The organism is Mycobacterium terramassiliense, assembly GCF_900157385.1.
GTDB classification, from domain to species: Bacteria; Actinomycetota; Actinomycetes; order Mycobacteriales; family Mycobacteriaceae; genus Mycobacterium; species Mycobacterium terramassiliense.
In genome coordinates this window covers 1,684,566-1,697,696 of the sequence record NZ_LT717701.1, presented here as the reverse complement: position 1 = coordinate 1,697,696, position 13,131 = coordinate 1,684,566, and the positions used below count along the sequence as shown (strand labels likewise).

Annotated in this window: 13 protein-coding genes; 10 read left to right on the top strand and 3 right to left on the bottom strand. The window is 65.4% G+C overall.

From position 1 onward, the window contains the following. Nucleotides 1-427 precede the first annotated feature (427 nt). Nucleotides 428-1,201 (top strand): response regulator transcription factor, encoded by a 774-nt coding sequence (locus MTAB308_RS22790; protein WP_077102391.1) that lies wholly within the window; start codon nucleotides 428-430, stop codon nucleotides 1,199-1,201. Beyond that, nucleotides 1,198-2,742 carry a sensor histidine kinase gene (locus tag MTAB308_RS22785; protein ID WP_077102389.1) on the top strand — a complete coding sequence of 515 codons (1,545 nt, stop codon included), beginning with the start codon at nucleotides 1,198-1,200 and terminating at the stop codon, nucleotides 2,740-2,742. The genes MTAB308_RS22790 and MTAB308_RS22785 overlap by 4 nt, the downstream gene beginning before the upstream one ends. On the opposite strand, the gene MTAB308_RS30640 is transcribed toward MTAB308_RS22785, so the two are convergent. From MTAB308_RS30640 to MTAB308_RS22775, 3 genes are all read right to left on the bottom strand, one after another. Further along, nucleotides 2,739-2,855, bottom strand: a complete 117-nt coding sequence (locus MTAB308_RS30640; RefSeq protein WP_425436304.1) for a 50S ribosomal protein bL37 — start codon at nucleotides 2,853-2,855, stop codon at nucleotides 2,739-2,741. The genes MTAB308_RS22785 and MTAB308_RS30640 overlap by 4 nt on opposite strands. A gap of 20 nt (nucleotides 2,856-2,875) precedes the next feature. Continuing rightward, nucleotides 2,876-3,763, bottom strand: a complete 888-nt coding sequence (locus tag MTAB308_RS22780) for an SDR family NAD(P)-dependent oxidoreductase (protein ID WP_157901000.1) — start codon at nucleotides 3,761-3,763, stop codon at nucleotides 2,876-2,878. A 423-nt stretch (nucleotides 3,764-4,186) separates the two neighbouring features. Beyond that, entirely contained in the window at nucleotides 4,187-4,759 is a 573-nt protein-coding gene (locus tag MTAB308_RS22775; RefSeq protein ID WP_083746634.1) for a DUF6611 family protein, read from the bottom strand. Between the two features lie 230 nt (nucleotides 4,760-4,989). On the opposite strand from MTAB308_RS22775, the gene MTAB308_RS22770 reads away from it, so the two are divergent. From MTAB308_RS22770 to kdpB, 8 genes are all read left to right on the top strand, one after another. Further along, on the top strand, nucleotides 4,990-5,346 hold the full coding sequence (locus MTAB308_RS22770) for a DUF2254 family protein (protein ID WP_108637465.1): 357 nt from the start codon (nucleotides 4,990-4,992) through the stop codon (nucleotides 5,344-5,346). Between the two features lie 103 nt (nucleotides 5,347-5,449). After that, nucleotides 5,450-6,967 carry an IS21 family transposase gene (gene istA / locus MTAB308_RS22765; protein ID WP_077097808.1) on the top strand — a complete coding sequence of 506 codons (1,518 nt, stop codon included), beginning with the start codon at nucleotides 5,450-5,452 and terminating at the stop codon, nucleotides 6,965-6,967. A gap of 98 nt (nucleotides 6,968-7,065) precedes the next feature. Then, the gene (locus tag MTAB308_RS22760; protein ID WP_083746431.1) at nucleotides 7,066-7,779 is read left to right on the top strand and encodes an ATP-binding protein; all 714 of its coding nucleotides are present in this window, start codon (nucleotides 7,066-7,068) and stop codon (nucleotides 7,777-7,779) included. A 94-nt stretch (nucleotides 7,780-7,873) separates the two neighbouring features. Next, nucleotides 7,874-8,947: a DUF2254 domain-containing protein gene (locus tag MTAB308_RS22755; protein ID WP_281253127.1), complete on the top strand. Its 1,074-nt coding sequence runs from the start codon at nucleotides 7,874-7,876 to the stop codon at nucleotides 8,945-8,947. Between the two features lie 173 nt (nucleotides 8,948-9,120). Continuing rightward, nucleotides 9,121-9,225, top strand: a complete 105-nt coding sequence (locus MTAB308_RS29970) for a potassium ABC transporter ATPase (protein WP_245831475.1) — start codon at nucleotides 9,121-9,123, stop codon at nucleotides 9,223-9,225. Continuing rightward, nucleotides 9,222-9,311 carry a K(+)-transporting ATPase subunit F gene (kdpF, locus tag MTAB308_RS29965; RefSeq protein WP_108637383.1) on the top strand — a complete coding sequence of 30 codons (90 nt, stop codon included), beginning with the start codon at nucleotides 9,222-9,224 and terminating at the stop codon, nucleotides 9,309-9,311. The genes MTAB308_RS29970 and kdpF overlap by 4 nt, the downstream gene beginning before the upstream one ends. Next, nucleotides 9,311-10,981, top strand: a complete 1,671-nt coding sequence (gene kdpA, locus MTAB308_RS22740; protein WP_077102379.1) for a potassium-transporting ATPase subunit KdpA — start codon at nucleotides 9,311-9,313, stop codon at nucleotides 10,979-10,981. The genes kdpF and kdpA overlap by 1 nt, the downstream gene beginning before the upstream one ends. Further along, nucleotides 10,981-13,131, top strand: a complete 2,151-nt coding sequence (gene kdpB, locus MTAB308_RS22735) for a potassium-transporting ATPase subunit KdpB (protein WP_077102377.1) — start codon at nucleotides 10,981-10,983, stop codon at nucleotides 13,129-13,131. The genes kdpA and kdpB overlap by 1 nt, the downstream gene beginning before the upstream one ends.

The following is a 13,131-nucleotide window of genomic DNA, read 5'->3' as shown; positions in this document are numbered from 1 at the left end:
ACCGTCGGTGAAGCCGCTGTTGACAGGGCGCACGATGCTCGCGCTACGAAATTCATTTGCAAATGCCAGTATTCGTAACATCGCGTAACTTTGCGTTAACGAGATTCAGGGCGGCTTTGTCCGCGGCCGTCGTGCGCGCCCGTCCGGCCGCGACGGCATCTGCTGAAGCGCAGCGCCTTATGATCAATGAATTCCATTCGTATGCGTGTGATTTGGGGCACTACCGCCCGAAGCTCCTCGGCTCTCTTAAACCAACATCCATGCATACCAGTATTTTTGGATAATCATCTCACCTCAAGCTCACAGGTGCGAGACATATAAAACACATATTTGAGCGCGCTTTGATGTGAGCTACGGAACAGAGTTTTATTTGAGATCTCTATGAGGTCCGTGACAATGACATGTGCGCTTGGGAGAATGTAGGAACATGACCGTGATGACGGGATACGCAGGCAGCCAACGGCCACGCCAGGCCATCCTGGGGCAGCTGCCCCGCATTTACCGTGCCGACGGCTCCCCGATCCGGGTTTTGCTGGTCGACGACGAGCCCGCGTTGACCAACCTGGTGAAGATGGCGCTGCACTACGAGGGCTGGGTCGTCGACATCGCCCACAACGGGCGCGAGGCACTCGCGAAGTTCGAGAGCGTCAATCCCGACGTGCTCGTGCTCGACATCATGCTCCCCGACGTGGACGGGCTGCGGATCCTGCAGCGGATCCGCGAATCCGACGCCTACACCCCCACGCTGTTCCTCACCGCGCGCGATTCGGTCATGGACCGCGTGACCGGCCTCACCGCGGGCGCGGACGACTACATGACGAAGCCGTTCAGCCTCGAGGAACTCGTCGCGCGGCTCCGGGGGTTGTTGCGCCGCTCCACTCAGCTGACCCCACCGGCGGCCGAATCCCTGAAGATCGGCGACCTGCACGTCGACACCGCCAGCCGCGAGGTCACCCGCGGCGGCATCCCGATCTCGCTGTCGTCGACAGAGTTCGAACTGCTTCGCTTCCTGATGCGCAATCCCCGTCGCGCGCTGAGCCGCACCGAAATCCTGGACCGCGTCTGGAATTACGACTTCGCCGGGCGCACTAGCATCGTGGACCTGTACATCTCGTACCTGAGAAAGAAAATCGACTACGGCCGCGAGCCGATGATCCACACCGTCCGCGGCGTGGGATACATGCTGCGACCGCCGGAATGATCGGCGAGGGACACACCGCATTCAGGGACCGTCCCCGGTGGCTTCCCCACTCGCTGCGCCGCCAATTGCTTTTGGGCGTGTTGGCCGTCGTCAGCGTGGTGCTGGTGACGGTCGGCATCGTCTCGGTGCTAAGCCTGCGCGGCTACGTCACCGCGATGAGCGACGCCGACGTCGACCAATCCCTTGACGCGCTGAGCAACTCGTACTCCAGATACCGCAACGGCGAACATGCGGCGGCGCAACCGGGCGCCCAGCCGATCGCGCAGGCCATGCTCGAATTCACCGATCAAACGCCGGGCAACGTCATCGCCGTGCTGCACGATGGCACGGTGATCGGCTCGGCGGTCTTCTCCGAAGCCGAAGCGCGGCCGGCGCCGCCCGACGTGGTCCGCGCCCTGGAAGCGCAGTCCTGGCCCGACGCGCCGCCACGAACCGAAAAACTTGGCAGCCTCGGTTCGTATCGCGTCGACAGCCGCGTCAGTGGATCCGACCTCTTGGTCGTCGGCGTATCGCTGGCCCGCGCCGACCAGATCATCGTTCGCAAGCAGCTGACCACCACGGCGCTTGTCGCCGTGGCCCTGACGGTCACCGCGGGGCTGACCGTGTGGGTCGTCGGGTCCACCCTGCGCCCGCTGCGCCGGCTCGCCGCGACCGCCGCCGAGGTCGCCGCCATGCCCCTGACCGACGGCGATCACCGGATCAGCGCCAGGGTGCGACCGCAGGACACCGATCCGGACAACGAAGTCGGAATCGTCGGGCACACGCTGAACCGGTTGCTGGACAACGTCGATAGCGCGCTGGCGCATCGGGCCGAGTCCGATATGCGGATGCGGCAATTCATCACCGACGCCAGCCATGAGCTGCGGACGCCGCTGGCGGCGATCCAGGGCTACGCCGAACTGACGCGCCAGGACAGTTCGGCGCTGCCGCCGACCACCGAATACGCGCTGGCGCGCATCGAGTCGGAAGCGCGGCGCATGGCGGTGCTCGTCGACGAACTGCTGCTGCTGTCACGCCTGGGCGAGGGCGAGGATCTGCAGACCCAGGACGTCGACCTGGCGGACCTCGTCATCAATGCGGTCAACGACGCCGCCGTCGCGGCGCCGACGCACCATTGGGTGAAAGACCTGCCCGACGAGCCGGTGTGGGTCCGCGGCGACCACGCCCGGCTACACCAACTGGTCAGCAACCTGCTCAGCAACGCCCGGGTGCACACACCGCCGGGTGTCACGGTGACGACCGGAATCACCTGCCACCGCCTTGGCCCCGACGCGCCCTATGCGGAGCTGACGGTGGTCGACGACGGTCCCGGCATCGATGCGGACCTGCTGCCTCGGCTGTTCGAGCGGTTCGCCCGCGCGGACACGTCCCGCTCCAACGGCTCTGGCATCGGGTTGGGCCTGGCCATCGTGAGTTCGATTGTCAAGGCCCATCACGGTTCGGTGACTGCCGAATCCGCCGATGGCCAAACGGTCTTCCGGGTGCGCCTTCCGCTGATCGAGGATCCGGCCACGGATGCCGGCGAGCCGCCGAGACCCTAGCGGCGGCTCGTCGCGAGTTTCGGTACGCGTAAACGCTTTCCAGAGTTCGGACGCTTTCCGTGGTTAGCGTTCTTGTAACGTCGGGCGCGCTTCTTGTCGGCGCGTTTGGACACCGCGTTGCATCCCTTCCTGGTCAGCGCAGCGCCGACGCGACGAGGTGGACGCTGAGCTTCTCCAGCCGGCTGCGAGCGCGCGGATTTTCCACGAGCGCAGCGGCCTTCGCGAGGCTCAGGCCGTCGTAGTAACCACCGTCGACGACTGGATACGTGGGCGACCCCAGCGTGGTGATGATCGGTGCGGCCTCTTCGGGCGGCCGGCCGACGCGGCCATACATACGCAGCAGCCGGGTCTGGAACACGCCGGGATGAACGCTGAGCGCGATGAACGAGTCACCGCCGGCCTCGGCCAGCGACTTCGTGTACATCGTCAGGGCGAGCTTGGATTGCGCATACGCCGCCAGCGGCCAGTACTGGTCGCCGGCCGGGTTCTTCCAGTTGATGTTTCCCCCGGAGTGCCGCAGCGACGATACGTTGACGACTCGTCCACCGACGCCGGCAAGCCTGGGAACCAGTTTTGTGGTGAGCAGGTAGGGCGCCAGGTAGTTCACCTGGAACGTCAGCTCATGCCCGTCCGCCGTGTACGTGCGTCCCTCGGGGGCGGCGACCGCGGCGTTGTTCACCAGGACATCCAGCGTCGGCAAGGTCGCGGCGAGCGTGTCGGCCACGCGGGCGACCTCGTCCAGGCGGGTGAAGTCGGCGACGACCAGGTTCAGGCGCAGCGGCTCCGCTCCGTCTTTCACCAGGCGCGTCATCGCCTTCTCGCCAGCATCCTCGTCTGGGGCGTGCAGATATACGGTTGCGCCTTCATCGACGAACCGGCGGGCCGTTGCATAACCGATGCCGTCGGTAGCACCTGTGACAAGAACCGTCGGGGGGTGGGAAATAATCTGGGCCATAATAACTTTCGCTTGGTGGAGGTACGACAGCAGAAGTCGCGTGATACGACGCGACGGCGACTCCAAATCGAAGTCGAATAGGAATGAAACGAAGGTTTGATACCGCGAGCGCTAAAAAGCCGGGTTCAGAAGCCGATTCGGCTGCACGATGGCGGTTCGTCGTCCCAGCCCACACCGTAACGCTCCAGCGCCGAAGGCAATGCGACGGCGACTACCGTAGTGCGGGCCATGGCGTCCATCGCATCAGACCGCGATGCTCGCGCGCAACGCGGATTACGGCTTCTTGACGCTACCGGTCGTTCCTTTGATGCTTTCTTGACACCGTGAAGTGCACCGCGGTATTCGAATCGATGGCTGTTCTACACCCGACGATTTCGTCGACCTGGCCAGGATTCGGCACGGCTTCGCCCATGCCCTCGCCGCGCCAGGTAGTAGACGCTCAGCAGAGTCGCCGCCGCGGCGGCGGCCTCGGGAATCTGCGACAACGTGTCAGACATGCGCGATCGCCTCGACACGGTCGTAAGCCTCCCACCAGATGGCCTCATGCTCGACCAGGGAGATCGCGCCGTTCGCCAACATGCGGTCAGCCTCGGTCAGCATGCCGGTCAGCGTTCGCCACTCGGTGTGCCGGCGCCGCTCAGCCACGTCGGCGCCATTGGGCAAAAGGCTGACTGACATCGACCTGACTCGCACGCGGACGGGTCCGGCTCGCAGGAATAGCAGCGCGCCGATACCCACGTATGCGACCACGAAGATCGCGAGCACGGTGTGGGGTGAGGCCGCCGCATCGCCCAGCAGCATGATCGCAAGCAATCCGAGCACGGCGCCGGTTATCGGCCACCCCCGCCACAGTCGCGCCAGCCGACGGTCAGCGGTCGTGCTTCCGGGCGGGTAGACGGTCAACCGGTAGCGCTGCACGCCGTATCTGCCAACCGTGGCATCGAACGATCCCCACTGGTGGGCGCCCTCGAGCGGCCGCGACCACCACTGCGGTTGCGCCGGCGCACTCTGGGACAGCTGGAGGATGCCCGGCTCGGGGCGTCGCTGCACGGTTTTTCGCATGAGCTTGGGTCTACGCCCAATTCGCGACGCCCACTAACAATCCAAACGACATTTATACGCTGCACGGCCCCACCTTTACGCGACCTTATCGACGCGGCGAGAGCATGAGCGGCGAGCCCGCACCGAAGCGGCCAGCAGAAGCGGCTTGCGCTTATCGGGACCGGTCAGTTAGATATCCGCCGTGGTAGTGAACGTAAGGATCTTCAATCGACAGGGGCTTAACTGATGTGATGCCACGCCTCCGTATGGTGTGGCCAGAGTGGCAGCGAGAAGAGCTGCGCACCAATCTGTGGTTGGTTCCTACGATTCTGGTAGTCGGCGCGCTCGCGCTTTTCGTGCTCACCCTGCGGCTTGATAGAGCCGCTTACGACGGCCGATTCCGACCCCCATCCTGGGTGGTCAGCGGCTCCGCCGACGCGGCGCGTCAACTCCTGACTTCGATCGCGGCATCGGTAATCACCGTCGTCGGCATCGTCTTTTCCATCACGATCGTCACGCTGACCCTGGCGTCTGTCGGCGGACACGGAAAAATCCCCACTGACGGCCAGCTGATCTCCCCGCTGGCGGTCATGAATTCTCCCCACTGACGGCCACGGATTTCCCCATTGCGGTCGTGTCGCTGCCGGTTGTCGGCGGCGGTGTCGGGCTGGCTGTTCTGGACCGAATGTGTCCAGGGCGGAAGGCCAGTAAGTGAAGAGCAGTGAGGAGATCATGGAGATTTTGGAGGCGTTTGATTTGACCGGCGGATTACGAGCGGCGGCGGCGTTGGCTGGCTGTGATCACAAGACGGTGGCTCACTACGTGGCGTTGCGCGATGCCGGGCTCAGCCCGGAGGAGCGGCCGCGGCGGGCGATGGCCATTGATCCGTTCCTGGACAAGATCGAGGAGTGGGTGGACCATTCGCAGGGGTTGATCCGCGCCGACGTCGCGCACGACAAGCTGGTTGCGATGGGCTTCGGCGGCTCGGAGCGCACCACCCGGCGAGCGGTGGCGGCGGCGAAGAAGTCGTGGCGGTCGGGTCATCGCAGGGTGTTTCGGCCGTGGGTGGCTGAGCCGGGGTTATGGCTGCAGTTCGACTGGGGCCAAGGGCCCACCGTCGCCGGTCGGCCCACGTTGTTGTTCTGCGCCTGGCTGGCCTGGTCACGGTTTCGGGTGGTGCTGCCCACCTGGGATCGCACCCTGCCGACCCTGCTGGGCTGTTTGGACGCCACGCTGCGGGTGATCGGTGGGGCACCGACGTATGCGTTGACTGACAACGAGAAGACGGTCACTGTCGAACATGTTGCCCGGGTACCGATTCGGCATCCCGACGTGGTGGCCGCGGGTCGGCATTACGGGATGACGATCCGCACCTGTGTGCCGGCTGACCCTCAGTCCAAGGGCGGTGCGGAGGCCACCGTGCGCATCGCCAAAGCCGATCTGGTGCCCACCGAGGCTAATCTGCTTGATGCCTACGCCACCTTCGCTGAGCTGGCCCAGGCCTGTCGTGACTTCTGTGAGCAGGTCAATGCCCGGCCGCATCGGGTGACCGGTCAGGTCCCCGCTGAGCTGTTGGTCGAGGAACGTGCACGGCTGCATGTGCTGCCCGCCCAACCGGTGGCCATTGCGTTCGGCCTGACCCGCCGGGTGGGCTGGGACTCCACGATCAGCGTGGAGGGAGTGCGCTATTCGGTGCCGCACCACCACATCGATGAGCGGGTCTGGGTGCGCTGGTGCGGTGAGGAATTGGTAGTCACCGTCATCGATGAAGCGGGCCCGGTCGAGATCGCCCGCCACGGGCGCGGGCAACGTGGGCGACCCCAGATCCGCGACGAGCATTACCCCAGTGACCATCCCGGAGGCCGCGCGCTGCCCGGGGACCGCACCCCACGCGCGGCCAACCCGGCCGAGGCCGCGTTTCTGGCTATCGGTGACGGCGCGGCCGCGTGGCTGACCGAGGCCGCTGCGTCCGGCGCGGCTCGGGTGCGCTCGAAGATGGCCGAAGCGGTGGCGTTCGCCAAACTGCACGGCTCGGTTGCCGTCGATCAAGCGTTGGGCACCGCGGCGTTGGCCGGCCGATTCGCCGATGCGGATCTGGCCGCGATCTTGACCCACCAGCAGCACGGGCCCAACGGCCCGCCGACCCGGGCCACCGAAACCCACAGCCTGCAACCCGGCACCGCCGGCTGGTCGGGGTTCGGCGCGACCAATCCCGGCGGTGAAAAGTGACCGCAACCAAAAAACCGGCAGTGACGGTCGGATCCGGTGTCGCCGGGCCCGCCACCCAGACCCTCGAGGAGGTGATCGCGTTAACCCGCCGCCTGCGGATGCCCTACCTGCGCAAAGCCATTGCCGACGTGGTGCCCACCGCCCGAGCTCAACGCTGGGACCCCGCCGAGGTGCTGCGCGTACTGCTTTGTGAGGAGATCACCGGCCGCGACGAAGCCACCCTACGGCTGCGGCGAGCGCGGGCGAACTTCCCGGCCGGCAAGACCTTCGCCGTTTGGGATGAAACCCGCTGCTCCATCCCCGCACCCACCCAGCAAGCCCTGCGCGGCATGGAATGGGTCGACCGGCGCGAGAACCTTTGCGTCTGTGGTCCCAGCGGCACCGGCAAGAGCCACTTCTGCGAGGCCCTGGGACAGCTGGCCATCGACACCGGACGCACCGTGGCCTGGTTTTCCATCGACGACCTCGGCGCCCTGGTACGCCGTCACCGCGCCGATGACTCCATCACCAAAGCGGTCCGCCGCATCACCCGAGTCGATCTGATCATTCTTGATGACATTGGCATGCTGCCCGTCGGCGAGGACGCCGCCGAAGGGTTCTATCGGCTTGTCGACGCCTGCTACGAAACCCGTTCGCTGGCAGTGTCATCCAATCTGCACCCGGCCGGCTTCGACGAACTCATGCCCAAGACCCTGGCCACCGCCACCGTCGACCGGCTGTTACACCACGCCCACGTCTGCGTCACCGAAGGCCAATCGTTCAGGCTCGCCCAAGCCACCACCGGCAAGGGGGTGGCGCCGCTACCCAACTGATCAACCGGGGAGATCCCACGTCCGTCCGTGGGGAGTACTCGTGGCCACCAGCGAGGAGATCTCCTGACCGTCAGTGGGGAGAACTACATGACCGTTGACAGCGTCGACGCAGTTTGGTCCGCGGATGCTGCGCAACTTCATCCGCGACCGCGGCACCCAGCTCACGCTGGGCACGTTCGTCGCAACGTTCGTGTATTGCGTCGTGGTGCTGGTGTCGATCGGACCCGGCGATCGGGGAGAGTTCGTCCCTCATATTTCCATCACAACCGCTTTCGGTCTGGTGCTTATCGATCTGGCGGTGCTGATCTATTTCATTCACCACATCGCCACCCAGATCCAGCTGCCACAGGTGATCGCCGGCATCGCGAAAGATCTGGCCCATGCCGTCGCGGTGCAGAGCAGCGACCAGCCCCGCTCGGCACGGAAGGCTGCAGAGGGTCCGTCGCTCGACGAGCTGCTCGCCAGGATCGAAACCTCCGGCAGCGTCATTCGCACTCCCAAAAGCGGGTACCTGCAATTCATTCGACATCAGACGCTGGTCCGCGTCGCCACCGAGGCGGACGCGGTGATCCGACTGCCCTACCGCCCGGGCCACTTCCTCGTCGCAGGCCGTGAACTGGCCAGCGTGTGGCCTGCCACCGCCGCCGAGCAGGTGGCCGACTACCTGGCCCGCGCCCAGGCAACCGGACCGCACCGCACCCTGACACAGGACGTCGCCTTCGGCGTGGATCAGCTCGTCGAGATCGCCATCCGGGCGCTGTCGCCGGCCGTCAACGACACCTTCACAGCACTAACGTGCATCGACTGGCTCGGCGACTGTCTGTGCAAAATCGCGCCGGTATGGACGCCCACCCAAGTCCATCGCGACCATCGCGGCGTCATTCGCGTCATCTCCGATCAAGTCAGCTATGAGCGGCTGGTGCAGCGAGCCTTTGAGAAGATCCGCCAAGCCAGCCGGGGGATGCCCGCGGTGATGATCCGCCAGCTCGATGCGTTAACGACGATCATGGAACAAGCGACCGACCGGCAACGCGCACAAGTCCTGAAGGACCAGGCGGCCATGATCCAGCGCGCGAGTGCCGAATCGGTTCCCGAGGAATCCGATCGCGCCGATGTCGATCGTCGATACGCCGTATTGCGTGCCCTCTATGAACGGCTCAACGGTTAGGGCGCGGACATGTTCGAAGTGGGCGTAAAGAAACCGTAAAGGCGCACCGCGACGGCGTTAGGAAAGTGTCAACCAAAGGCCCTACCCGCTCGGCCGCGTCTAGCTTCAAGCTGACCTTGCCTCCGAGGAATGCACCGTGGCCGCCTCGATGAGGCCATTTCGTATGCACATGATTGGCGCGGAACGGAGACAAGATGGGCGTGTTGATCTACGTCTTGCTGACGATCGCGGTGTTCGCCGTGCTCGGGCTGGCGCAGAAGTTGGTCGAGCGGCTGTGAGCTACGAAAACGTCGTCGGCTTGGCGCTTTCCGTGCTGCTTGCCGTCTACCTCGCAGCCGCGCTGCTGTTTCCGGAGAGGTTCTAGTGAGCACAACAACAGCGGGGATCATCTTCCTCGTCGTCCTCGTCGTGGCGCTGGTGGTAGTGCATGTGCCGTTCGGCGACTACATGTACCGGGTGTATACGTCGGAGGAGGACTCCTCCGCCGAGCGGGTGATCTACCGGCTGATCGGTGTCGATTCGCGCTCGGAGCAGACCTGGGGTGCCTACGCGCGCAGCGTCTTGGCGTTCTCGTCACTCAGCATCCTGTTCCTTTTCGTGTTCCAGCTCGTGCAGGGCAAATTGCCGCTGCACCTGCATGATCCGGCCACCCAGATGACCCCGGGGCTGGCGTGGAACACCGCCGTCAGCTTCACCACCAACACCAACTGGCAGGCCTACTCCGGCGAGTCGACGCAGGGCCATCTGGTCCAGATGGCCGGGCTGGCGGTGCAGAACTTCGTCTCGGCCGCCGTCGGCATGGCGGTGGCGATCGCACTGGTACGCGGTTTCGCCCGCAAGCGCACCGGCGACCTGGGCAACTTCTGGGTGGACCTGGTGCGCACGGTGCTGCGCATCCTGCTGCCCATCTCGATCGTCGCCGCGATCCTGCTCATCGCCGGCGGGGCGATTCAGAACTTCCACCTGCACGACCAGGTCGCCTCCACCCTCGGCGGCGCCCAGCAGACGATCACCGGCGGCCCGGTGGCCAGCCAGGAGGCGATCAAGGAGCTCGGCACCAACGGCGGCGGCTTCTACAACGCGAACTCCGCGCACCCGTTCGAGAACCCGACGACATGGACCAACTGGCTGGAGATCTTCCTGCTGCTGGTGATCAGCTTCTCGCTGCCGCGCACCTTCGGTCGCATGGTCGGCAGCACCAAGCAGGGCTACGCGATCGCCTCGGTCATGGCGAGCCTGTACGCGATCAGCGTGTCCTTCATGATGTTGTTCCAGCTGCAGCACCACGGCACGGTTCCAACCGCGGTCGGCGCCGCCATGGAAGGCGTCGAGCAGCGGTTCGGCATCGCCAACTCCGCGGTGTTTGCGGACTCGACGACGCTCACCTCCACCGGTGCCGTCGACTCGTTCCACGACTCCTACACCAGCCTCGGCGGGATGATCGCGATGTTCAACATGCAGCTCGGGGAGGTCGCGCCCGGCGGCACCGGGTCGGGTCTGTACGGCATGCTGATCCTGGCGGTGATCACCGTCTTCGTCGCCGGGCTGATGGTCGGGCGCACCCCGGAATACCTCGGCAAGAAGATCAACCCCCGCGAAATCAAGCTCGCCGCAAGCTATTTCCTGGTCACCCCGCTGATCGTGCTGACCGGCACCGCGGTCGCGATGGCGCTGCCGGGCGAGCGTGCCGGCATGGCCAACACCGGCCCGCACGGGCTGTCGGAGGTCCTGTACGCGTTCACCTCCGCCGCCAACAACAACGGCTCCGCGTTCGCCGGGATCAGTGTCAACACCAACTGGTACAACACCGCCCTAGGGCTGGCCATGGTATTCGGCAGGTTTTTGCCGATGGTGCTCGTGCTCGCCCTGGCCGGCTCGCTCGCCAAGCAGGGTCACACGCCGGAATCGGCGGGCACGCTGCCGACCCATCGGCCGCAGTTCGTCGGAATGGTCGCCGGCGTCACGGTGATCCTCGTCGCCCTCACTTTCCTGCCCATGCTCGCGCTCGGGCCTCTCGCTGAAGGAATCCACTGATGACCGCAACCGCCACCGATCCGGCTGAGCAGACGCAGCCAGCGGACCACGCCGGCCCGAAACGGGTTCAGGGTGGCTTGCTCGACCCGGGGATGCTGTGGAAGTCGACGCCGGACGCGCTGCGCAAGCTCGACCCGCGCACCCTGTGGCGCAACCCGGTGATGTTCATCGTCGAAATCGGCGCCGCGTGGAGCACCTGGCTGGCGATCGTCAACGAAACCTGGTTTGCGTGGCTCATCGTGGTATGGCTTTGGCTGACGGTGCTTTTCGCCAATCTCGCTGAGGCTGTGGCGGAAGGTCGCGGCAAGGCCCAGGCCGAAACACTGCGCCGAGCGAAATCCCACACCGTGGCGCGGCGGCTCAAAAAGTGGGAACCCGGGGCCTCCGCCGTGGAAGAAGAGGTGGCTGCGCCGCTGCTGCAGCAGGGCGACATCGTGGTGGTCGAGGCCGGGCAGGTGATACCGGGCGACGGCGACGTGGTGGAAGGCATTGCGTCGGTGGACGAATCGGCCATCACCGGCGAGTCGGCGCCGGTGATTCGTGAGTCCGGCGGCGACCGCTCGGCGGTCACCGGCGGCACCACCGTACTGAGCGACCGCATCGTCGTGAAGATCACCCAGAAGCCTGGGGAAAGCTTCATCGACCGGATGATCGCGCTCGTCGAGGGCGCCAACCGCCAGAAAACCCCCAACGAGATCGCGCTGAACATTCTTTTGGCCGCGCTGACGATCATCTTCGTCTTCGCCGTCGCGACCCTGCAGCCGCTGGCGATCTACTCCAAGGCGAACAATCCGGGCGTCCCGGATACCCAGGCGCTCGACGCAAGCGGCGTCACGGGCATCGTGATGGTGTCGCTGCTGGTGTGCCTGATCCCCACGACGATCGGCGCGCTCCTGTCGGCGATCGGCATCGCCGGCATGGACCGGTTGGTGCAGCGCAACGTACTGGCGATGTCGGGGCGGGCGGTGGAAGCGGCCGGCGACGTGAACACGCTGCTGCTCGACAAGACCGGCACCATCACCCTGGGCAACCGGCAGGCCGCGGCATTCATCCCGCTCGACGGAATCACCAACGAGCAACTGGCCGACGCCGCGCAGTTGTCCAGCCTCGCCGACGAAACGCCCGAAGGACGCTCGATCGTCGTGTACGCCAAGCAACACTTCGGGCTGCGCGCCCGCACGCCGGGCGAACTGGCGCACGCCCAATGGGTGGCCTTCTCGGCCACCACCCGTATGTCGGGTGTCGACCTCGACGGGCACCTGCTGCGCAAGGGCGCGGCCAGCTCGGTCGCGGAATGGGTACGCGGCCAAGGAGGTAACGTGCCGCATCAGCTTGGTGAGATCGTCGACGGCATCTCTGCCAGCGGCGGCACCCCACTGGTCGTCGGCGAGGGCCGCGATGGCCAGGCGGCGGTGCTCGGAGTCATCCACCTCAAGGACGTCGTCAAGCAGGGGATGCGGGATCGCTTTGACGAGATGCGGAAGATGGGCATCCGCACGGTGATGATTACCGGCGACAACCCCTTGACCGCCAAGGCGATTGCCGACGAGGCCGGTGTCGACGACTTCCTCGCCGAGGCGACGCCCGAGGACAAGCTCGCGTTGATCAAGCGCGAGCAAGAGGGCGGCAAGCTGGTCGCGATGACCGGCGACGGCACCAATGACGCGCCGGCGCTGGCCCAGGCCGACGTGGGCGTGGCGATGAACACCGGAACCTCGGCCGCCAAAGAGGCCGGCAACATGGTCGACCTCGACTCCGACCCCACCAAGCTGATCGAGATCGTCGAGATCGGCAAGCAGCTGCTGATCACCCGCGGAGCGCTGACCACCTTCTCGATCGCCAACGACATCGCGAAGTACTTCGCGATCATCCCGGCGATGTTCGTCGCGATGTTCCCCGGGCTGGACATGATCAACATCATGCGGTTGCACAGCCCGCAGTCGGCGATCCTGTCGGCGGTGATCTTCAACGCCATCATCATCGTCATGCTGATCCCGTTGTCGCTGCGCGGCGTGCGCTACACGCCGAGCAGCGCGTCAAAGCTGTTGAGCCGCAACCTCTATGTTTACGGGCTCGGCGGCATCGTGGCCCCGTTCATCGGGATCAAGGCAATCGACCTCATCGTCCAATTCGTCCCCGGGATGTCCTGA